The organism is Paracidovorax wautersii (assembly GCF_031453675.1).
Lineage (GTDB): Bacteria > Pseudomonadota > Gammaproteobacteria > Burkholderiales > Burkholderiaceae_C > Paracidovorax.
On sequence record NZ_JAVIZX010000001.1, the window covers coordinates 3,670,252 to 3,691,306 of the forward strand.

The 21,055-nt window shown below is 66.9% G+C and carries 23 protein-coding genes; 14 read left to right on the top strand and 9 right to left on the bottom strand.

Annotated features, from left to right (window positions below):
* From QE399_RS16510 to QE399_RS16560, 11 genes are all read left to right on the top strand, one after another.
* Positions 1-375 carry an STAS domain-containing protein gene (locus QE399_RS16510; RefSeq protein WP_309830372.1) on the top strand — a complete coding sequence of 125 codons (375 nt, stop codon included), beginning with the start codon at positions 1-3 and terminating at the stop codon, positions 373-375.
* 13 nt (positions 376-388) lie between these two features.
* The gene (locus QE399_RS16515; RefSeq protein WP_405044132.1) at positions 389-769 is read left to right on the top strand and encodes an anti-sigma regulatory factor; all 381 of its coding nucleotides are present in this window, start codon (positions 389-391) and stop codon (positions 767-769) included.
* A complete protein-coding gene (locus tag QE399_RS16520) occupies positions 760-1,770 on the top strand; it encodes an ATP-binding protein (protein ID WP_309830376.1) in 1,011 nt (336 codons plus the stop codon). The genes QE399_RS16515 and QE399_RS16520 overlap by 10 nt, the downstream gene beginning before the upstream one ends.
* Positions 1,767-2,618: a sensor histidine kinase gene (locus QE399_RS16525; protein WP_309830377.1), complete on the top strand. Its 852-nt coding sequence runs from the start codon at positions 1,767-1,769 to the stop codon at positions 2,616-2,618. Before QE399_RS16520 ends, QE399_RS16525 begins: the two co-directional genes overlap by 4 nt.
* Before the next feature lie 33 nt (positions 2,619-2,651).
* Complete coding sequence (locus tag QE399_RS16530; protein WP_309830380.1) at positions 2,652-4,604, top strand: hybrid sensor histidine kinase/response regulator; 1,953 nt, start codon at positions 2,652-2,654, stop codon at positions 4,602-4,604.
* Positions 4,605-4,868: 264 nt separating this feature from the next.
* Entirely contained in the window at positions 4,869-5,501 is a 633-nt protein-coding gene (locus QE399_RS16535; RefSeq protein WP_309830382.1) for a response regulator transcription factor, read from the top strand.
* Between the two features lie 163 nt (positions 5,502-5,664).
* Positions 5,665-5,952, top strand: a complete 288-nt coding sequence (locus tag QE399_RS16540; protein WP_309830384.1) for a DUF2249 domain-containing protein — start codon at positions 5,665-5,667, stop codon at positions 5,950-5,952.
* 43 nt (positions 5,953-5,995) lie between these two features.
* On the top strand, positions 5,996-6,346 hold the full coding sequence (locus tag QE399_RS16545; RefSeq protein ID WP_309830386.1) for a metal-sulfur cluster assembly factor: 351 nt from the start codon (positions 5,996-5,998) through the stop codon (positions 6,344-6,346).
* Positions 6,340-7,506, top strand: a complete 1,167-nt coding sequence (locus QE399_RS16550) for a hypothetical protein (RefSeq protein ID WP_309830387.1) — start codon at positions 6,340-6,342, stop codon at positions 7,504-7,506. Before QE399_RS16545 ends, QE399_RS16550 begins: the two co-directional genes overlap by 7 nt.
* The gene (locus QE399_RS16555) at positions 7,484-8,674 is read left to right on the top strand and encodes an NnrS family protein (RefSeq protein ID WP_309830389.1); all 1,191 of its coding nucleotides are present in this window, start codon (positions 7,484-7,486) and stop codon (positions 8,672-8,674) included. Before QE399_RS16550 ends, QE399_RS16555 begins: the two co-directional genes overlap by 23 nt.
* 193 nt (positions 8,675-8,867) lie before the next feature.
* Complete coding sequence (locus tag QE399_RS16560; protein WP_309830391.1) at positions 8,868-9,230, top strand: response regulator; 363 nt, start codon at positions 8,868-8,870, stop codon at positions 9,228-9,230.
* Between the two features lie 112 nt (positions 9,231-9,342).
* Here the strand turns inward: QE399_RS16560 and QE399_RS16565 are convergent, their stop codons facing one another.
* The 3 genes from QE399_RS16565 to QE399_RS16575 are packed head-to-tail and all read right to left on the bottom strand — an operon-like array spanning position 9,343 to position 12,588.
* Positions 9,343-10,761 (bottom strand): MATE family efflux transporter, encoded by a 1,419-nt coding sequence (locus QE399_RS16565; protein WP_309830392.1) that lies wholly within the window; start codon positions 10,759-10,761, stop codon positions 9,343-9,345.
* A 29-nt stretch (positions 10,762-10,790) separates the two neighbouring features.
* Positions 10,791-12,089 (bottom strand): MFS transporter, encoded by a 1,299-nt coding sequence (locus tag QE399_RS16570; RefSeq protein ID WP_309830394.1) that lies wholly within the window; start codon positions 12,087-12,089, stop codon positions 10,791-10,793.
* A gap of 49 nt (positions 12,090-12,138) precedes the next feature.
* The gene (locus tag QE399_RS16575) at positions 12,139-12,588 is read right to left on the bottom strand and encodes a MarR family winged helix-turn-helix transcriptional regulator (RefSeq protein WP_309830395.1); all 450 of its coding nucleotides are present in this window, start codon (positions 12,586-12,588) and stop codon (positions 12,139-12,141) included.
* Positions 12,589-12,652: 64 nt separating this feature from the next.
* Between QE399_RS16575 and QE399_RS16580 the strand changes: the two genes are divergently transcribed.
* Complete coding sequence (locus QE399_RS16580; RefSeq protein ID WP_309830397.1) at positions 12,653-13,204, top strand: PaaI family thioesterase; 552 nt, start codon at positions 12,653-12,655, stop codon at positions 13,202-13,204.
* Positions 13,201-13,617, top strand: coding sequence for a lactoylglutathione lyase (gene gloA, locus QE399_RS16585; protein WP_309830399.1), 417 nt, complete (start codon positions 13,201-13,203; stop codon positions 13,615-13,617). The genes QE399_RS16580 and gloA overlap by 4 nt, the downstream gene beginning before the upstream one ends.
* Positions 13,618-13,690: 73 nt before the next feature.
* Here gloA and eda read toward each other — a convergent pair whose 3' ends face one another.
* The 6 genes from eda to QE399_RS16615 form a co-directional block, all read right to left on the bottom strand.
* A complete protein-coding gene (gene eda, locus QE399_RS16590) occupies positions 13,691-14,347 on the bottom strand; it encodes a bifunctional 4-hydroxy-2-oxoglutarate aldolase/2-dehydro-3-deoxy-phosphogluconate aldolase (protein ID WP_309830400.1) in 657 nt (218 codons plus the stop codon).
* A complete protein-coding gene (edd, locus tag QE399_RS16595) occupies positions 14,338-16,158 on the bottom strand; it encodes a phosphogluconate dehydratase (RefSeq protein ID WP_309830402.1) in 1,821 nt (606 codons plus the stop codon). The genes eda and edd overlap by 10 nt, the downstream gene beginning before the upstream one ends.
* 145 nt (positions 16,159-16,303) lie before the next feature.
* Positions 16,304-17,314: a TRAP transporter substrate-binding protein gene (locus QE399_RS16600; RefSeq protein ID WP_309830404.1), complete on the bottom strand. Its 1,011-nt coding sequence runs from the start codon at positions 17,312-17,314 to the stop codon at positions 16,304-16,306.
* Positions 17,315-17,381: 67 nt separating this feature from the next.
* Positions 17,382-18,662 carry a TRAP transporter large permease gene (locus QE399_RS16605; RefSeq protein WP_309830406.1) on the bottom strand — a complete coding sequence of 427 codons (1,281 nt, stop codon included), beginning with the start codon at positions 18,660-18,662 and terminating at the stop codon, positions 17,382-17,384.
* 25 nt (positions 18,663-18,687) lie between these two features.
* The gene (locus tag QE399_RS16610; protein ID WP_309830409.1) at positions 18,688-19,206 is read right to left on the bottom strand and encodes a TRAP transporter small permease; all 519 of its coding nucleotides are present in this window, start codon (positions 19,204-19,206) and stop codon (positions 18,688-18,690) included.
* On the bottom strand, positions 19,203-19,787 hold the full coding sequence (locus tag QE399_RS16615; protein WP_405043810.1) for a gluconokinase: 585 nt from the start codon (positions 19,785-19,787) through the stop codon (positions 19,203-19,205). The genes QE399_RS16610 and QE399_RS16615 overlap by 4 nt, the downstream gene beginning before the upstream one ends.
* Before the next feature lie 185 nt (positions 19,788-19,972).
* Here QE399_RS16615 and gntR point away from each other — a divergent pair, with 185 nt between their 5' ends.
* The gene (gntR, locus tag QE399_RS16620) at positions 19,973-21,010 is read left to right on the top strand and encodes an HTH-type transcriptional regulator GntR (protein ID WP_309830413.1); all 1,038 of its coding nucleotides are present in this window, start codon (positions 19,973-19,975) and stop codon (positions 21,008-21,010) included.
* The last annotated feature ends 45 nt before the right edge of the window (positions 21,011-21,055 follow it).

A 21,055-nucleotide genomic window follows, 5' to 3' on the forward strand; every position in this document is an offset into this window, starting at 1 on the left:
ATGGAACGTGTACCAATCTTGCGCATGGGCAAGGTCTTGTTGGTGTCCATCCAGATCGACATGCAGGACCAGACAGCCGTGGCCCTGCAGAACGACTTGGCGGAACGGATCTCACAGACCGGCGCCACGGGCGTGCTGATCGATATCTCCGCGCTGGAGATCGTGGATTCTTTCGTGGGGCGCATGCTGGTGAGCATCTCCGGCATCGCCCGTGTCCTTTCGGCCACGGCGGTGGTGGTGGGCATGCAGCCCGCCGTCGCCATCACGCTGGTGGAGCTAGGGCTGTCGCTGGAGGGCGTGCGAACCGCGCTCTCCGTCGAGCGCGGCATGGCGCTGCTGCAGCGTGCCACACCGGGGACCGATCTTGAGCAATGAACGCAGCGGCGAGATGCCCCTGGGATCCGAGCAGCACATCGTCGTGAGCCGGCAGACTGTGCGCAGCTTGTGCCAGGCGCTCAAGTTCTCGCTGGTCGACCAGACGAAGATGGTGACGGCGGCCAGTGAACTGTCCCGCAACACGCTGATCCACGGCGGCGGCGGCCGCATGCGCTGGGAAGTTCTTGACCGCGCCGGGCGCGCAGGACTTCAGCTCATCTTCGAGGATGAGGGGCCCGGCATTGCGGACATGCGGCTGGCCATGTCGGACGGCTACACCACGGGCTCGGGCATGGGTCTGGGCTTGCCAGGCAGCAAGCGGCTGGTGAACGACTTCGAGATCCAATCCGCGCCCGGCCAAGGCACCCGAGTGAGCATCACCAAGTGGAAGTGATTCGCGGATGGGGCCACAAGGCCTTTCCCATCGGAGACGCAAGCAGGGTAGGGGAGGTTCGCCGGCACGTCGCCCAGTTGGCGGCGGCGCAGGGCTGGACCGATACCGACGCAGGGCGCTTGGCCATCGTCGCGACCGAGCTGGCAACCAACCTGCTGCGCCACGCCAGGGAGGGCCAAATGTGGGTCGCTCTCCGTGCTCCCTTCGATGAGATCGAGGTCATCGCCGTCGACCGCGGTCCGGGTATCGAGAATGTGACCGAGGCCATGCGGGATGGTGCGTCGACGCGCCAGGATTCGGCCGGTACCGGCCTGGGCGCGCTGGCGCGGCTGGCTGACGACTTCGATCTGCTGAGCTCGCCCGCGGGCACGATTGGCGTCGCCCGGGTGAGACCGGTCGGCGCTGCCCGCACCGTGCTGTCGCGCAAACTGGGGGCGGTCTGCCTCGCTGTCCCGCCTGAGCCGGTCAGCGGGGACGCATGGGCGTTGAGCGAAGACGGTGGCCAGTCCACGGTAATAGTGGCCGACGGACTGGGACACGGAGTGCTGGCGGCGGAGGCGGCTCAGGCTGCCTTGGGCGCGTTCGCAGAAGTGCCGTCCGAGCCATTGGACCGGGTGCTGCATCGGTGCCATGGAGCGCTCCAGGGGACACGGGGCGCGGCCGTGCTCGCCGTCCGCACCCTGGCGGATGCGCTGCAGTCCTGCGGAGCAGGCAATGTGGCGGCACGGGTCTTCACAGGCCTTGGCGAGCGTTCGCTCATGGGCCAGCATGGCACGGTCGGTCTGCAGATCCCGACGCTATTGGTGTCCTCGCAGGAGAGGCCCCAGCACAGCGCCCTGGTCATGTACACCGACGGCATCACGACGCGCTGGCAAACCAAGGACTATGCTGGGCTGCTGGCGCGGGACGCCACGCTGCTCGCCGCGGCCATACTCTGGCACAACACACGGAGCCGGGACGACGCGACGGTGATCGTCTTGCAAGCCGAGGAGGCGCTATGAGCAATGACGACCTGAAAGCCCGATTGGCGTCCACGCAGGCAGAGGTCGACGCACTGAGGGAGGAGCTCGAAGAGACCAATCGGGGTGTCGTGGCGCTCTATGCGGAGCTCGACGAACAGGCCGACCAGTTGCGCAAGGCCACCGAGCTCAAGAGCCGGTTCCTTTCGTACATGAGCCACGAGTTCCGCACGCCCATCGGCGCGATCCGCAGCAACACCCGCCTTCTGCTGGACCATGTCGACGGCCCGCTGACCGAGGAGCAGACCCGGCAGGTCCGGTTCATTCAGGATACCGCGGCGGAGTTTGCAGAGATGGTGGACGATCTGCTGGACCTGGCCAAGATAGAGGCTGGCAGGCTCGACATCTCACCCGCGTGGTTCGAGATGATGGACCTGTTCTCCGCCTTGCGCGGCATGTTCAGGCCGGTGCTGCACAACGGAGCCCTCAGCCTTGTTTTCGAGGAGCCGGGCAACCTACCTCGGCTATTCACGGACGACCGCAAGCTGTCGCACATTCTGCGCAACTTCATTTCGAACGCCCTGAAATTCACGCCGCAGGGCGAGGTGCGCATTTCGGCCCGGCTGGTCGAGGGCGACCGCGTTCGCTTTTCCGTTTCAGACACCGGAATCGGCATTGCTCCGGAGTTTCTGGGGGCGCTCTTCAACGATTTCTCCCAGGTGGACTCCCCGGTCCAGAAACGGTTGCGCGGTACGGGCCTGGGGCTGGCGCTGTCGCGCCGCCTCGCCCAATTGCTCGGTGGAGATGTCGACGTGGAAAGTACGCCGGGAGTAGGGTCCACCTTCTCGGTGGTGGTTCCAGTGCAGCTACCGCATGCGGAGGCCGGATGACCCGAGCGCATCGGCAAGAAGGGAAGGGCCATCATGGCTAGAAACACGTCCGGGCTGATCGCGCCCACCTTCGACCGCAGCCGTCACACTATCTTGGTGGTAGACGACAACCCGGCCACCCGGTATTCGACCGAACGCGTCATCCGCGCTGCGGGCTTCCAGACGGTGGAGGCAGAGACGGGCGCAACAGCGATTACGTTAGCGCAAACCAACGTTTCCGCAGTGGTTCTGGATGTGCATCTGCCGGACATGTCCGGATTCGACGTCTGCCGGGCACTGCGGGGTCACCGGGACACCAGCCGGATCCCGGTCGTCCATCTGTCTGCCGCCTATGTCGAAAGCGCCCACCAAGTCGCGGGGCTCAATGCAGGCGCCGACGCCTACATGGTGCACCCGGTCGAGCCGCAACTGCTGGTCGCCACCTTGCAGGCGCTGATCCGCGCCCGGCTGGCGGAAGACAGTCTGCGACGCAGTGAATCGAGGTTTCGCGCCATCTACGACCGCGCACCAGCGGCGATGCTGCTGGTGAACGGAGCAGGGCATATCGCAGACGCCAATGCCCAGGCGCTGGCTCTGTTGCAAAGGACGCGCCAGGACATCCTCGGCCAGGCGCTCGTCCATTTCGTGCCGCCACCTTGGGCTGACAGTGCGGCCCTGCACCTGGCCGCCTCTGCCGGGCAGTCGTGGCAAGGCGAGTTTCCGCTCATCACTGCAGACGACACGGAGCGGATGATCGAGTGGAATTTCTCGGAACCCGTCGAAGCCGACATCCGTCTCGCGATCGCCCAGGATCTGACGGAGTCGCTGGAGCTGCAGCGGCAGCGCGAGGAGTTGCTGGAGCGTGAGCAGGCCGCCCGCGTGCTTGCCGAGCGCCACAGCCGCACCAAGGACGATTTCGTCGCCGTGCTTTCGCATGAACTACGTACTCCATTGACGCTGCTCAGCGGTTGGGCGCACATGCTCAAGCGGCCGAACCTCAGCGAAGACATGCTCAGCCGGGGCATTGATGCCATAGAGAAAGGGGTCAAGGCCCAAAGTCGCATCATCTCCGACATCCTGGACATCTCCCGTCTCAGTGCTGGGAAGCTGCACCTGCACCGCGAGGCGGCCGATGTAGATGCGCTCACACAACAGAGCCTGGATGCACTGCGGGACCCTGCCAACGCGAAAGAAGTCTCGGTCCGTTTCCAGCCCAGCGGCAGCCAATGTGCGGCTTGGCTCGACATCACGCGCTTTCAGCAAATTGTGTGGAACCTGGTCACCAATTCCATCAAGTTCTCGGAGCGGGGCGGTACGGTGCATGTCACCCTGCAAAGAGAAGGTGATGTCTTGCAGCTGCAGGTGCGCGACCAGGGCGCAGGCATCTCTCCGGAGTTTTTGCCCCACATCTTCGAGCGATTTTCCCAGGACAGCGCACCGGACGTGCGGGGACACGGTGGTCTGGGCCTTGGCCTGTCGATCGTTAAGCATCTGGCCGAACTCCACGGTGGCTCGGTAACCGCCCACAGCGCGGGCCGGAACGAGGGCGCAACCATGACCGTTGTGCTGCAGGTGGGCGAAGGCGATCTCGCTAACCCTTCGGAACCAGCTGACCAGACAGCACCGACAGGCAACCTTCGCGGCAAGGATGTGCTGGTGGTGGAAGACAACCAGGACACAAGCGAGATGCTGCGACTGGTGCTGACCGACCAAGGCGCGAGCGTCCGCATCGCAGAGGACTTCGATGCCGGCATGTCGCAGCTACATGCACAGTGGCCGGACTTGCTTATCAGCGATATTGGGCTGCCAGGCAAGGACGGGTACCAACTGATCCAGGCGGTCCGCTCAGCCGAACTTGAGCATGCAGGTACCACGCGGCTCCGGGCTGTCGCGCTCAGCGCCTTCGCTAGGGAACAGGACAAGTCAAAGGCGCTGGCGGCAGGGTTCGACGTCCATTTGTCCAAGCCGTTGCAGCCGCATCTGCTGGTTCGGGCGCTGTGCGCATAGCGTTTCAGAGAAAGGGTGTGGAGGTCGTGCGACGCGCCACACCATCCTCCACCTCAAGTTTATATATTTAACATAATATACATCGTATCTAGTAATGTAGCGTTTGCGGTAGTTATCGCCGCTGGTTACTCGTGGTCGTCTCCTACATCCTGCCGGCAGGCTTGGCGGCACACTCCCCGTCCATCGGACCCACGTTGCCAACAGACGATCAATCGATCAGCGCGGGCCAGAAGTGAACCATCAGTACCTGGAAGGGAAACATCTGTGATCAAAATCGGCCTTGTTGACGACCACGCCATCGTTCGCTCGGGACTGCGCCAGTATTTGTCCGAGCACGTGGACATGCGGGTTGTGGGAGAGGCTTCGAATGGCCGGGAGGCTATCGACCTGATCAGGGCACACGACATCGACGTGCTGATCATGGACCTGTCCATGCCGGGACAAGGCGGTCTGGACGCTATCCCCATGCTGCGGGCCAAGGCGCCGGACATGGGCATCCTGATTCTGACCGGCCACCCCGAAGAGCACTACGCCATCAACCTGATCCGTCAGGGCGCCAGCGGCTTTCTGAACAAGGAATGCGATCCCAAAGAGATCCTGGAAGCCATCCGGACCATCGCGCTGGGCCGCCGCTACCTGACGCCAGCCGTGGCCGACCTCCTCGCCCAACAGCTCAACCGCAAGGACGATGTGCCGCCACACGAGCAACTGTCGGAGCGGGAATTCCAGGTGTTCCTCAAGCTGGCCAAGGGCGAAACCGCGGGGGCCATCGCCAACGCGCTGTCGCTCAGCGTGAAGACCGTCAGCACCTACCGTACGCGCCTGATGGAAAAAATGGCGCTGTCTTCCAACAGCGATCTGACGTACTACGCGCTCAAGAACCAGTTGATCGACTGAGCGGCACGTCCAGGGGCGGATGATCTCCTCTGGTTCGACAAGAATTTGGGGGCGTGGCCGCAGCGGCACACGCCCCTTTTCCTTTTTTGATTGACTGAAATCAAATCTGAAGACGGGCGTATGATCACAATAGATTCATATTTAATGAATCTTAAAGGTCGCCATGTCTTCTGTCGTCTCTCACCCCGTAGTCGATGTCCGCGCTATCGCTCCTCAGGACAGGCACTCGCTGATCTTCTCGACCTTCCAGTCGCTGGCTGCAGGTGGCGCCATGGAACTGGTGAACGATCACGACCCCCTGCCCCTTCACGCCCAGTTCCAGGCCCGGCAGCCGGGGCGGTTTGACTGGGAGTATCTGCAGAATGGGCCGGACCTTTGGCGCGTTCGTATCAGCAAGCGTGCCTCCGGACATGCGAGCGGTCAGTGCTGCGGCTCCTGCGGCGGAGCTTGAGGCGTTCCTCAAGCGCTCCTGCCCCATCCCCCGGGAACACCCCATGGACAATCACAGTCACCCTGCACCGGCGCCCTTCGCTTACGACGGCCCCGTCCCGTTGCAGGCCCCCATCCTCACGGCGCTGCGGCGGGTCGTCGACCCGGAGGTGGCACTGAACATCGTAGATGTGGGCCTGGTCTATGCCGTCACCGCCCGCCCCGGCGAGGTCCACGTGCGCATGACCATGACCTCGGCGGCTTGCCCGGTAGCGGACGTCATCATGGAAGACGTTCAATGGGAATTGTCCCAGGTCTTGCCGGAAGGAACGCGGATCGATCTGGAACTGGTGTGGGAACCGCCCTGGTCGCCCGATCGCATGAGTGAGCGCGCCAAGGGTTTCATGGGATGGTGAACACCTCGGCCCCTTCACTGCGCGGGGCAGGACCCGTGTCCAGGATCGCTCTGCGCCTCGTGTTTGCGCTGGTGGTCGGTATGGGGCTGCTGGCCGGCATCGCCGGCGGTCTGCTGCGGGTCGGCATCGCATGGGGGGATGAGCGTGCGATCGCCGTGCTGCAACGCGCCGCCGTGGACCACGCCTTCCTGATGGTGTGTGCCTTCATGGGCACGGTGATCGGCATCGAGCGCGCGATAGCGCTCCGGCGTGGCTGGGCCTTTCTTGCGCCGGCGTGTACGGCGGCGGGCGGCGCAGCCCTGTTGTGCGGCGCACGGCCTGCGGCACTGTGGCTGGCGGTGGCCGGCTCGGTCGTGTTCGTGGGGGTCAATGGGGCCGTGGTGGCCCGGCAGCGGGCTGACCACACCATGCTGCTGCTCGTGGCGGCAGTGGCCTGGGTGATGGCCAACCTGGCACATGCGCTTGCGCTGCAGCCGGGGGCGGTGGTTCCGCTGTGGCTCAGCCTGCTGGTGCTCACCATCGCGGCCGAACGCCTCGAAATGGCGCGACTGATGCGCCGCCGCCCCGGCGCGACAGCGTGGCTTTATGGAATCGTTGCGGTTCTGCTGGCGGGCGCAGTCGCGTCGGGTTTCCGCCCGACAGCCGGCGGCGTCGCCTACGGCGGCGGCCTGCTGGCCCTGGCGTGCTGGCTGGCGGTCTTCGACATCGCCCGGCGCACCGTGCGAGCGCAGGGCCTCAGCCGCTACATGGCCGTCTGCCTGCTGTCGGGTTACGGGTGGCTGGCTGTGGCCGGCGCGGCTTGGATCGCCATGGCACTGGGCCAGGGCATCCGCGACACGGCCCTGCACGCGCTCGCCCTGGGCTTCGTCTTCAGCATGGTGATGGGCCATGCACCCGTCATTCTTCCCGCCGTGGCCCGCGTCAAGCTGGCTTATGGATGGGCGTTCTATCTTCCGCTGCTAGCCTTGCACCTGACGCTGATCTGGCGTCTGGGGGCCGGGCATTTCGACGGCCAGGCCCAGGCGCTCGGCGCCCTGGGCAATGCCGTGGCGATCGCGCTGTTCGCCGCCACCGTCTTGGCGGCCGCCTTGCTGTGGCGTTGGCGCGCGTCGCGGCTTTCTCATCCCTCGTCCCGCCATGGCACACCTCATGTCCATTGAAGAACCCTCCCCTGCGCTCCGATCTGGACGCGCACTTTGGGCCCTCGGCTTCCGGCCGTTCTACCTGCTCGCCAGCGTATTTGCGGCACTCTCAATTCCGCTGTGGGCATTGCAGTTCTCGGGGTACCTGCCCCACGCGTATCTGGCAGGACCGCTGTGGCATGCCCATGAAATGCTGTTCGGCTTTGCGCTGGCCGTGATCGTCGGCTTCTTGTTCACCGCCGGACGCAACTGGACGGGACGCCCCACGCCCACAGGCCCTCTGCTGATGGCGCTGGCGGCCCTCTGGCTGATCGCGCGGGTGCTGGTTCTAACCCCTTACGCCACGGCGGCCGCCGTCGCCAACGTCGGCTTTCCGGCCGCGGCCGCGGTGGCTTTAGGGGTGCCTTTCGTGCAGGCACGCAACCGCCGCAATTACTTCTTCGTCGCCTTGCTGGGCTTGATGGCGGTGGCTGCGCTGTGCTTTCACCTCGCCCACCTGGGCAAAGCCGCCCTGCCCGCCTGGCAAGGCATTCGCGTCGCACTCGACGTGGTGCTGTTCATCCTCGTGGTCATGGGGGGCCGCGTGATCCCGATGTTCACCAACAACGGCGTTCCCGGGGCGCAGGCCGCCAAGAAGCCCTGGCTCGAGAAGACCGCGCTGGGCTGCGTTCTGGCCGTGCTGGCATTGGATGCCATGGGCGTGCAAGGCTCTGTCCTGGCCCTCGTCACCCTCCTGGCCTGCGTAGCCCACGCCAGCCGCTGGACGCTTTGGCAACCCTGGAAGACGCTGGGGGTCCCGCTGGTGTGGGTGCTGCACCTGGCCTATCTGTGGATTCCGGTGCATCTGCTGCTGCGTGCGTTGGGAGAATGGGGTTGGGTCGCCCCCACCTTGGCGACGCATGCGCTCACGGTCGGCGCGATCGGTGGATTGGTCATCGGCATGATGACCCGCACGGCCCGGGGCCACACGGGGCGGCCGTTGCGCGCCGATCGCTATGAGACGGCCTGCTACGGTTTCATTCTTTTGGCGGCTGCCGTGCGGGTGTTTCTGCCGTGGCTGGCGCCGACGCAGACCGTCCATGCCATGCTCGTGTCGGCCTGTCTGTGGTCGGCGGGGTTCGGGATCTATGCCATCCGGTATTGGCCCATCCTGTCGCGGCCACGGGTAGACGGCCGGCCGGGCTAGCGACCCCTTCAGGCACCTGAGCGACGCCGACGACTTTGCTACGTCGCAGTGGGAGGGTGCCGCTGGGTTTGCAGTTAATGATGCGTGTGGCCGTGACGCAGGCCCCAGGTCCTCTGCCCATACGGCCTTCCCGCCTACAGGAATGGCGCCATGCGGCCATTACCCTCGATCTGTTTTGATTTGTTACACACGCATGACCAGCCACGCCATCCTGGTAGAAGACAGCGCCACCATCCGCGACACGTTGATTCCTGCCATGCACGAGTTGGCGGATATCGATGTGGTCGCCACCGCCGAGACCGTGCTGGAAGCCCTGGCCGCCAGCGACCATTGTGACTGGGGCCTGATGGTGCTGGACCTGTTTCTCAAGGAAGGCTCCGGCCTGACCGTGCTTGAGCGGCTGCGCCACCGTCCGCGGCACCAGCGCATCGTGGTGCTGACCAACTACGCCACGCCCGACATCCGCGAGCGTTGCGCTCGCCTGGGTGCCAATGCGGTCTTCGACAAGTCGACCGAACTGGACGCGTTCTTCGAAGACTGCGTGCAAGTCCACTGATCTCGGTACGAATGCCGCATCCGCGGTCAGCCCGCAATCGTGCACATCGGTATGCGCTATTGTATTTATAGCTGCATGCGCTTATCAATCAAGCGCTAGAGGCTGATTTTATCTAAATCCGCTGCTGCAGTGCCGCCAGGCTCCGGATCGAGCGCGGCCGGCCCACGGGCCCGAACCAGGCCCCGCCAGCGATGACTGCCGCATTGATCGTGCTGTAGGCCACCAGCGCCACGGCCTGCGCCGCGAACACCATGGGCAGGCCCCCGCCGGCCTGCAACGCCCACCAGCCGCCCAGGCCGGCCACCGCCAAACGCACCACGTTGCCGATCACCGGCCAGCCGAGCCGCCCCGCGCCCTGGGACGCGAAATACAACGCGAGGCCCAACCCGAAGAATCCATAGGCCGGGCCGACGATACGCAGGTACTGCGTGCCGGCAGCCAGCATGGCCGGGTCATGGCCGAACAGGCTGAGCCAAGCCACCGGAAACAGCGCGGCAGCCAGGCCGATCGCCTCGGTGAGGCCGAAGGCCAGCGCCGCCCCGATCCACGTCGCCCGCAGCGCGCGCTCCGTTCGGCCCGCGCCCATGCAGGTCCCCACGATGGTGACCAGCGGTGCGCCCAGGCCGAACACCAGCGGCACCAGCAGATATTCCAGGCGCGATGCCGTGCCGTAGCCCGCGATGGCGGCGGGGCCGAAGTGACCCGCCAGCGCGGTCGCGATGCCGATGGCGAGGTTGGTCGCTACCGTGGAGACAGCGCCCAGCAGTCCGACGCGCAGGATGTTCCAGAACAAGGCGCCGCGGCATTGCAGACCGGCGCGCGTCAGCCGAAGCAGGCTGCCGCTCGAGCGCAGGTACACGCACAGGGCCACTGTGCCGCCCAGGTAGTACAGCAGCAGGGCCAGCGCCCCACCCGCGATGCCCATGGCCGGCACGGGCCCCCAGCCGAAGATCAGCACGGGCGACACGGGAATCAGCAGCACCGTGCCCACGGAAACCACTTTGGCCGGAAGCGCCATGTTGCCGGTGCCGCGCACCACCGCGGCCAGCGAGTTGAAGACCCAGATCAGCACCGCGCCGGCGAACACGATGTGCGAATAGGTGAGCGCGGCCTCCAGCGAGGCGCCCTCCCCGCCCATGGCGCGGTAGAGCGCCTCACCGCCCCACCACAGTGCCACTGTGAAGAACAGGCCGAAGCCCACGCCGATCACCACGCCCGCCCAGGCAAGCGACTCCGCCTGCGCCCGGTCGCGCTGCCCCAGCGCCCGGGCAATGGCCGAGGCGATGCCGCCGCCCATCGCGCCGCCGGAAGTCATCTGCATCAGCATGACGATGGGAAACACCAGCGCCATGCCGGCCAACGCATCGGTGCCGAGCCGGCCGATGAACCAGGTCTCGATGAGGCCCGCCGAGGCCTGCGCCACCATGATGAGCACATTGGGCAGGGCCAGGCGCAACAGCAGCGGCGTCAGCGGCGCCTCCAGAAGGCGGCGCGTGCGGGGATCGATGTCGGGGGAGGTGGGAGAGGACATGGGCGTCAGCAGTGGAGGGACCGGGCCGGTCACGCGGGCCGAGGGGCCACGGGAACCCCGGATGGCGGGGAGCGGCGGATGAGCAGAACCAGACCCGCCGCGACAAGGCAGGCGGCGCCAGCTGCGTAGAGAGCCGGGCTATAGGTGAGCAGCAGCGTGCGGGTGAGGCCCGCGCCCCAGGCGGCGGCCGCAGCGCCCAGCTGATGCGCCGCGAAGATCCAGCCGAACACCAGCCCGACCTTCTGCGCGCCGAAGGTCGCGCCCGCGAGCTTGACCGTCGGCGGCACGGTGGCGATCCAGTCCAGCCCGTAGAACATGGCGAACAGGCCGAGTCCGTAGAAAGTGAACTCCGAATGCGGCAGCCAGAACAGCGACAGGCCCCGCAGGCCGTAATACCAGAACAGCAGCTTGCGGTTGTCGTACCGGTCCGAGAGCCAGCCCGACAGGATGGTGCCCACGAAGTCGAACGCGCCCATCATCGCCAGTACGGAGGCGGCCGGCACGGCGCCCATGCCGTTGTCGCCGCACAGCGAAATGAAATGCGTCTGCACCAGCCCGTTCGTGGACAAACCGCAGATGAAGAAGGTGGCGAACAGAATCCAGAACGTGCCGCTGCGCGATGCCTCGGCCAGGGCCTTGAACGGCGTTGCGAAGTTCATCGCCATGGTGGGCGGCGGCGCAGCGCCAGCCGGCACCGTATCGCCATAGGCCGCCAGGCCGACGTCGGCGGGCCGGTTGCGCACGAAAGCCAGGGCCATTGCGCCCACCACCGCGCAGGCGATGAAGATGGGCGCAATGGCCGAGCGCCATCCCCAGTGCTCGATCATCCAGGCGGCAAAGGGCAGAAAAGCCAGTTGCCCGGTCGCGGCGCTGGCTGTGAGGATTCCCACCACCAGCCCGCGCCGGGCCACGAACCAGCGGTTGGCCACCACGGCACCCAGCACCAGCGCCGTCAGACCGGTGCCCAGACCCAGCAGCAGGCTCCACAGCACAAAGAGCTGCCACAGCTGGCTGGCCAGCGTGACCAGCGCCATGCCGGTACCCACCAGTGCCAGTCCTGTGCACATCACCGCGCGCAGGCCCCAGCGCTCCATGAGCACCGCGGCGAACGGGCCCATCAGCCCGAACAGCGCGAAGCGCAGCGCCAGCGCGGTGGAAATCTGGTCTGTCGTCCAGCCGAACTCCTTGGACAGTGGCTGCAGCATGGCCCCTGGCAGACCCAAAGCGGCCGACATGGTCAGCATGGTCAGAAAGGTGATGCCGGCGACCAGCCAGCCGTAATGGATGCCATGGCGCTGCAGAAAACGCGCGGCGGTTTGCGACAGCATGAGCGGCCTTTGCGGGAAGGGTGCGGCGTGGACGTGGGCGACGCTGGGCTCAAGGCCGAGCGGCAGGCTCGGTATCGAGCAAGGCGATGGTTTCGTCCAGCAGCGCATGCAGCGCCATGACGCGGTCCGCGCCCAGGCGCTCGTTCAATCCATCCTGGGCCACGCGCCAATGGCGCTGCGCCTCCTGGCGCTTGGCCCGGCCGGCGTCGGTGATCTGCACGCTGCGGCTGCGTGCATCCCCCCCCGCCGCCACTTCGACCCAGCCGGCATCCTGCAGGGGGCGCAGGTTGCGCGTGAGCGTCGACGCGTCCATGCGCAGGGCGCGGGCCAGGTCACCCGGCCGCACCGGGCCCAGGCTGATGACATGGGACAGCAGCGAATACTGGGTGATCTTCAGCCCGGTCTTGCTGATTTCGTTGTCGTAATGCTGCGTGACCAGCCGTGTCGCCTGCCGCAGCTTGAGATTGGTGCAGCCGCGAGGCTGGGGAAGAGCGTCCATGGCCTATGATTGTATCTACAACATTTGCAGATGCAATCTACAGCCTTTCAGACAGGAGCAGCGCATGACGATGGAAGAGACATTGGCCCGGTGGTTGGCCGAGGAAAAGACCGTGATGGCGCGGATGGAGGCCGGGGCTGGCGCGGGCGTGGCAACCCCGGCGCAGATTGCCGGCAAGACCGGGCTGGAGACGATGCAGGCCATGCTGGCCGGCAACCTGCCCTACCCGCCCATGGCGCGCACGCTCGACTTCATGCTGGTGGAGGTGGGCGACGGTAGCGCCGTCTTCCAGGGCAGCCCTGGCGCGGCGCACCTCAACCCTATGGGCACGGTCCACGGTGGCTGGTTCGCCACCCTGCTGGACTCCGCCGTGGGATGTGCGGTGCACACCCGCATGCCGGCCGGGCGGGCCTACACGACGGCCGAGCTGAGCGTGAACATCGTCAAGGCGCTCACGCCCAAGGTGGCCCGCGTGCGCGCCGAGGGGCGCATCATCCACAGCGGGCGCCAGCTCGCCACCGCCGAGGGCCGGCTGGTGGGCCCGGACGGCACGCTGTACGCCCACGCCACGACCACCTGCCTGGTCTTTGAAGTGCCGGCACAATCGAGGGCATGAGATTCCTCCACACGATGCTGCGCGTTGGCAACCTTCAACGCTCGATTGATTTCTATACCCATGTGCTGGGCATGCAGCTGCTGCGCCAGTCCGAGAACCCCGAGTACAAGTACTCGTTGGCGTTCCTGGGCTTCGACGGTGGCAACCCCGGCCAGGCCGAGATCGAGCTCACCTACAACTGGGGCACCGAGAGCTACGACATGGGCACCGCCTACGGCCATATCGCCCTGGGCGTGCCAGACGCCTACGCGGCCGTGGAGAAGATCAAGGCCGCCGGCGGCAACGTGACGCGCGAGGCGGGGCCGGTCAAGGGCGGCACGACGGTCATCGCGTTCGTGACGGATCCGGACGGGTACAAAATTGAGTTAATAGAGCGCAAGGACAACGGGGGTGCCGGAACGGGCCTGCGCTGAGCCCGGACTGCATTTACTCTGCTTTTAATAGCTACCAGCGCTTGCTGCATAAGCGCTGGAGGCTGATTTGGCTTTAACTCTTGGCGAGCAGCGCCGCGGCGCCTTTCGCCAGTTCGGTGATCCGTGACCAGTCGCCCTGGGCCACTGCGTCACCGGGCACCAGCCACGATCCGCCCACGCAGGCCACATTGCCCAGCGCCAGAAACTCCGCCGCGTTGCCCGGCTGGATCCCGCCCGTGGGGCAGAACACCACGTCGCCGAACGGTCCCTGCCAGGCTTTCAGCATGGCCAGGCCACCGGCCTGCAGCGCGGGGAAGAACTTCAGGGCGTGAAAGCCCTCTTCCTGCGCCATCATGATCTCGCTGCCCGTGGCCACGCCGGGCAGCAGCGGCAGGCCCAGATCGCGGCAGGCGCGACCCACCGCAGGGGTGAAGCCCGGGCTCACGGCAAAGCGGGCGCCGGCGTTGGCCGCGGCCTGCGCATCGGCCGCGCTGCGCACGGTGCCAGCGCCGACGACGGCTTCCGGCACATCGCGGGCGATGGCTTCCATGCAGGCCAGGGCCTGCGGGGTGCGCAGCGTCACCTCCAGCATGCGGATGCCGCCCGCCACCAGCGCGCGGGCCATGGGCACGGCGTGGGCCACATCGTTGAGCACGATGACCGGGATCACCGGTGCGTCGCGCATCACATCCTGCGCGGTCAGCGCGCCTTGTTGTCCGTTCACAGCCACGAGCAGGCCCCCTCTTCCGCGCTGAGCGCGTTGCGCCGGAATCCGGCAAACAGTTCACGGCCCCAGCCGTGGGCGTTGTCCAGGCCTTGCGCGGGCGGCAGCGTGGCCGGGGTGCGCGCCTCGAACACGGCGGCGTCGACCAGCACGTCGAGCGTACCGGCCACGGCATCGAGCCGCACCACGTCGCCGTCGAGCACGCGGGCCAGCGCGCCGCCGGCCTTGGCTTCGGGCGAGACGTGGATGGCGGCCGGCACCTTGCCGGACGCGCCGCTCATGCGGCCATCCGTCACCAGTGCCACCTTGAAGCCCTTGCCCTGCAGCACGGCCAGCGGCGGCGTGAGCTTGTGCAGCTCGGGCATGCCGTTGGCCTGGGGACCCTGCCAGCGCACCACGCAGACCACGTCGCGGTCGAGTTCGCCGGCCTGGAAGGCGGCCTGCAGCTCGGCCTGCGAGCCGAACACGCGCGCCGGCGCTTCGATGATGTGGCGGTCTTCCGGCACGGCGGACACCTTGATCACGCTACGGCCCAGATTGCCTTGCAAGAGCTTCAGGCCGCCCGTGCTGCTGAAGGGCGCGCTGGCGGGCCGCAGCACGCCGTCGTCCTTGCTGGCGCCGGGGTCCTGCCAGGACAGACGGTGCTCCGCATCGCCAGTAGGGATGCGCGTGTACTCGCGGATACCACCGGGCCGTACGGTGAGCACGTCCCCGTGCATGAGGCCGGCATCGAGCAGTTCCCGCAGCACGTAGCCCGGGCCGCCGGCAGCCTGGAACTGGTTCACATCGGCACTACCGTTGGGGTACACGCGCGCCAGCAGCGGCACGACCGCCGAGAGCGCTGCGAAATCGTCCCAGTCGATCACGATGCCCGCCGCCCGGGCCACGGCCACCCAGTGGATGAGGTGGTTGGTGGAGCCGCCGGTGGCCAGCAGGGCCACCATGGCATTGACGATGGCGCGCTCGTCGATCACCTTGCCGATGGGTGCGCAGGCCTTGTCCAGCACGGTGCGTGCGGCTTCACGGGTGAGCTCCTTGCGCAGCGCCTCGCCGGGGTTGACGAAGGCGGTGCCGGGCACGTGCAGGCCCATGGCTTCCAGCAGCATCTGGTTGCTGTTGGCGGTGCCGTAGAAGGTACAGGTGCCTTCGGAGTGGTAGGCGGCCGATTCGGCGGCCAGCAGTTCGTCGCGGCCCACCAGGCCTTGGGCCGCCTGTTCGCGCACCTTGGCCTTGGCATTGTTCGACAGGCCCGAGGTCATGGGCCCGGCGGGCACGAAGACGGTGGGCAGGTGGCCGAACTGCAGCGCGCCGATCAGCAGGCCGGGCACGATCTTGTCGCACACACCCAGCATCAGCGCGGCGTCGAACACATCGTGGCTCAGCGACACGGCCGTGGCCATGGCGATCACATCGCGGCTGAACAGCGAAAGCTCCATGCCGGGCGTGCCCTGGGTGACGCCGTCGCACATGGCCGGCACGCCGCCCGCCACCTGCGCGGTGGCGCCGTTCTTGCGCGCCTCGTCCTTGATCAGGTCGGGGTAGTGCTGCAGCGGCGCGTGGGCCGACAGCATGTCGTTGTATGCATTGACGATGCCGATGTTGCGGGCCTTCTCCGCCACCACGCGCAGCTTGTCGTTCTTGGGCATGCCGGCGAAAGCGTGGGCCACGTTGGCGCAGCCCATGCGGTCGGCGCCGCGGTCCATGCGGGCGTGGGCGTCGATCTGTGCGAGATAGGCGGAGCGCGTGGGCGCGCTGCGCTCGATGATGCGCCGCGTCACGGATTGGACGGTGGCGTGGACGGTGTCGTGGAGTGGCATGCTGGGCTGTGGGATGCGCCGGCTGGCTGAAGGTCTTGATGGTAAACCCGCCCCACCCGGCACGATGTAGGTGAAAGGCACGCCGGCGGCGTGCCTTTTCAGGGGCAGGCGCGCCGCTGGCGCGCCCGTGCCATGCGCGCGGTGCTTACTTGCCGCGCGCCTGCTGGACGGCGGCGTTCACCTCGTCCCAGGTCTGCTGGCCCACGGCCTTGGCGATGCCGGTGTTCACGCTCGTGAGCTTCTCGCGCATGCGGTTGGCTTCCGCAGCGGACAGTTCGTTCACCTGCATGCCCTTGGTCTTCAGGTCGGCCAGGGCCTTGGTGGCCTCTTCACGCGTGTCCTTGCGCTCGAAGTCGCGGCTCTTGATGGCGGCGTCCTGCAGCACCTTCTTCTCTGCGGGGCTCAGCGTGTCCCACCACTTCTTGCTCACGGTGACGATCCACGGGCTGTAGACGTGGTTGGTCACCGTCAAGTACTTCTGCACTTCGTAGAACTTGCTGGAGACCACGGTGTTGAACGGGTTCTCCTGGCCGTCGACCGCACGGGTTTCCAGCGCCGTGAACAGCTCCGAGAACGGCAGCGGCACGGCATTGGCGCCCAGGGCCTTGAAGCTGTCGAGGAACACGTTGTTCTGCATCACACGCAGCTTGATGTCGCCCAGGTCTTCCAGCTTGTTGACGGGACGCTTGCTGTTGGTGAGGTTGCGGAAGCCGTTCTCCCAGTACACCAGGCCGACCATGCCCTTGGGCTCCAGCTTGGCCTTGACCTTCTCGCCCACGGGGCCGTCCAGCACCGTGTCGGCTTCCTTCACGTTGTTGAACAGGAAGGGGGTATCCCACACGGCCATCTCGGGCACGATGCCGACCAGGGTGGCCGTGGAGCCGACCATCATCTCCTGCGCGCCGCCGATCAGCGCCTGCTGCATCTGCGTGTCCGAGCCCAGCGATGCATTGCCGATGGCGCGCACCTTCATCTTGCCGCCGGTGGCCTGCTCGACCTCCTTGGCGAACAGGCGCACGGCACGGCCCTGGTTGGAATCGTCCACCAGGCCGAAGCCGAAGCGCACGATGCGTGGCTTGAAGTCCTGGGCCTGGACGGCTCCGGTGGTGGCGACGAGCGCGGCCACGAGGCCGGCGAGAGCGAAACGGATGCGCATGGTGGTCTCCTGTGTGTTGGTAAGGGTGACGGGAAAAAGGAAAGCGGAAAGCGGTGAAGGGCCGGGCTCAGTGCAGCCAGCGCATGGGCGTGATGACCAGCGACGGGAAGATGGTGAACAGCACCAACAGCAGCACGTACATCAACAGGAACGGCGTGGTGCCCTTGATGACGGTCTCCATGCGCAGGCGCCCCACCCCGGCCACCACGTTCTGCACCGTGCCCACGGGCGGCGTGATCAGGCCGATCGAGCCCACGTAGATGAACATGAAGCCGAAGTACACCGGGTCGATGCCGGCCTTGACCGCCAGCGGCGCGCACACGGGGCCGAAGATCAGGATGGTGGGCGTGAGGTCCATCGCGGTGCCCACGACCAGCAGGAAGACCATCATCAGCGCCATGAACATGACGGGGTTGCCCATCACGCCGGCGAAGCTGTCGGCCAGCATGTTGGGCAGGTCGGCCAGGGTGATCATGTAGGCCGTCACGGTGGCGGCCCCGCACAGGAACATCACCACGGCCGTGGTCTTGCCGGCGTTCAGGAACACGTCGTACAGCTGGGCCCAGGTGAGCTCGCGGTAAACGAACATCGACACGAACAGCGCGTACACGGCGGCCACCACGGCGGCCTCGGTCGGCGTGAAGATGCCGCCCTTCAGCCCGCCCAGGATGATGACCGGCATCATCATGGCCCAGAAGCTGTGCAGCAGCGCCTTCAGGCGGGCGCCCCAGCCCACGCGCTCCATGGCGGGCAGCTGGTTGTTCTTGGCGATCCACCACCAGGCAGCGATCAGGAACAGGCCCATCATCAGGCCGGGGAACACGCCCGAGAGGAACAGCTTGCTGATCGACGTATTGGTGGTCACGCCATAGATCACGAAGGGCATCGACGGCGGAATGATGGGCGCGATGATGCCGCCCGACGCCAGCAGGCCCGCGCTGTAGCTGGGCGGGTAGTTCTGCTGGCGCATCATGGGCAGCAGGATGGTGGCGAGCGCCGCCGTATCCGCGATGGCCGAGCCGCTCATCGAGGCCAGCAGTACGGCCGCGCCGATGGCCACGAAGCCCAGGCCGCCGCGGATGTGCCCGCAGAACGCGCGCGCCAGGTCGATGATGCGGCGCGACAGGCCGCCCGCGTTCATCAGCTCGCCGGCCAGGATGAAGAACGGCACCGCCAGCAGCGGAAAGTTGTCGAAGCCCGCCTGCAGGTTCTGCGCCAGCAGCTGGGAGTCGAAGAAGTCCAGGTGCCACATCAGGGCAACGCCCGTGAGCACCAGGGCATGGGCGATCGGCATGCCGATCACCATGCCGCCGATCAGGACGGCAAGGAAGATGAAGGTAACGATCATGGCGCGCGGTCTCGTCTCTGGTCTCTTATTCGATGGTCTCGGCGTCGCCGTGCTGCGGCGGCTCGCCGCGCACCAGGTCGAACACCAGCGCAGCCAACAGGCCCGCAGCCAGCACGAGCGTGGCCGCGGCGCCCAGGGCCAGCGGGTAGCCCAGCACCGTGCTGAAGCTGCTCATGCCGGCCACCACCTGCTCCCAGGAGCCCTTGAGCAGCAGCACCATGCACAGCGCCACCAGCGCCTGGCTGGCCCAGAACAGGCCCTTGCGGGTGCCGCCCTTCACGCGCGAGGTCAGCATGTCGAAGCCCAGGTGCTTGCCCTCGAAAGCCGCGACGATGGCGCCGATGGCCACCAGCCAGACGAACAGCAGGCGCGCGATCTCCTCGTACGACACGATGCTGGTGTGGAACACGTAGCGCAGCACCACGTTCAGGAACACGGCCACCACCATGCCGGCCAGGGCCAGCACCATGAACAGTTCGGCCAGCCGCTGCAGGGCCGGTTTGCGCCGCTGCGGCGCTTGCGGATCGGGGGAATGGCTGCTCATGCCAGGTCTCCAGTGGGGGAATTCGAAAGGTCTGCCGCGGCTCCGGCAACGGCGGCCTCATCCGGCCGTGCCCAGGCCACCACAGCAGCGGCCAGCGCGGCAATCGGCTGCGTCGCGTCCAGCGGCAGCACACCCGCCTCGCCCACGGGCGACTCGAGCGTGGCGAACTGGTTGGCCACCAGCGCGGGCGAGAAGAAGTGGCCGGGCCGGGCCTGTACGCGCGCCAGGGCGGCGTCGTAGTCCAGCGCCAGGAAGGCGAAGCCAAGGTGGGGGTGGGCGGCGCGCAGCCGGTCGCGGTATTTGCGGCGTAGCGCCGAGCACGTCAGCACCACGCCCTGCTCCGGCCCGGCTTGCGCCAGCAGATCTGCCAGGCGTTCGAGCCAGCCCGCACGGTCGTCGTCGGTCAGGGCGACCCCGTCGCGCATCTTGGCCACGCTCTCAGGCGAGTGGTAGGCGTCGCCCTCGTGCAGCCGCCAGCCCAGGGCATGGGCCGCAGCGGCTGCCACGCTGGACTTTCCGCAGCCGGAAACGCCCATGACCACGATAGCATGGGGTGGCGTCGATGAGATAGCGCTATCCATTGATGATCAAAAAATGCGGCAGCGCTTTTGCAAGCACCACCGCCGATGAAGACGGAGCAGGAAGCCGCAGCGGCGCGCCTTGGACGGTGATCCAACGGCTCGCCACGGCAGACATCCTTGTTTACCCTGTGAGGGACAGCGCTATCTTAGGAAACAATGCTGCCAACCCTTCTCCGGATTTACCCTTGAACGCCGTTCCCCCTGGTTCTCGCCGCTCCCGCCGCTCCAGCGGCCGCATCACCCTGGATGACGTCGCTCGCGCCGCGGGCGTCAGCCCGATCACCGTCTCGCGCGCCTTGCGCGGCGAGCGCAGCGTGGACGCCGCCCTCGCCCAGCGCGTGCGCGAAGCGGCGGACCAGCTGGGCTATGTGCCCGATCCGGCCGCCCGCGCGCTCGCCTCCCAGCGCAGCACGCAGGTGCTGGTGCTGGTGCCGCTCCTGTCCAACACCTTGTTCGTCGACCTGCTGGAGGCCGTGCACCGCACGCTGTTCCCCGAGGGATTCCAGCCCTTGATTGGGGTCACGCACTACGACGCTGCAGAAGAGGAACTGCTGCTGCGCACCTACCTGCCCCACCGCCCTGCCGGCCTGCTGGTCACCGGGTTCGACCGCAGCGAGGCATCGCGCCAGCTCATCGCGCGCAGCGGCGTGCCCTGCGTGCACCTGATGGAAACCAGCACGGCGCCGGGCGTGGCCTGCGTGGGCTTTTCGCAGGTGGATGCGGGCGCTGCCATCACCCGCCACCTGCTGGAGCGGGGGCGCCGGCGCATTGCCTTCTGCGGCGCCCAGCTCGACCCTCGGGTGATGCAGCGCGCCGAAGGCTACCGCCGCGCCCTGCGCGAGGCCGGCCTGTACGACCCGCGGCTGGAAACGCTCAGCCCCGAGCGCTCGTCCGTCGCTCTGGGCGCGCGGCTGTTCGAGGAGATGCTGCAGCGCACGCCCGATATCGACGCGATCTTCTTCTGCAACGACGACATCGCCCAGGGCGGACTGCTGGCAGCCAACCGGCTGCAGATCGCGGTGCCGCAACGCATCGCCATCGCCGGATTCAACGACCTGGCCGGCAGCGACCAGATGGTGCCGCCGCTGACCACGGTGCGCACACCGCGCAGCGAGGTCGGCCGCGCCGGCGCCACAATGCTGCTGGGCATGATGCGCGGGACCGTGCCCCAGCCCGGCTGCATTGCGCTGGACTACGAGCTGGTCCCCCGCGGCAGCACCTGACTGCCCGAATCACCGCGCCGCTCGCATCGGCGGACTCGGGCAGGC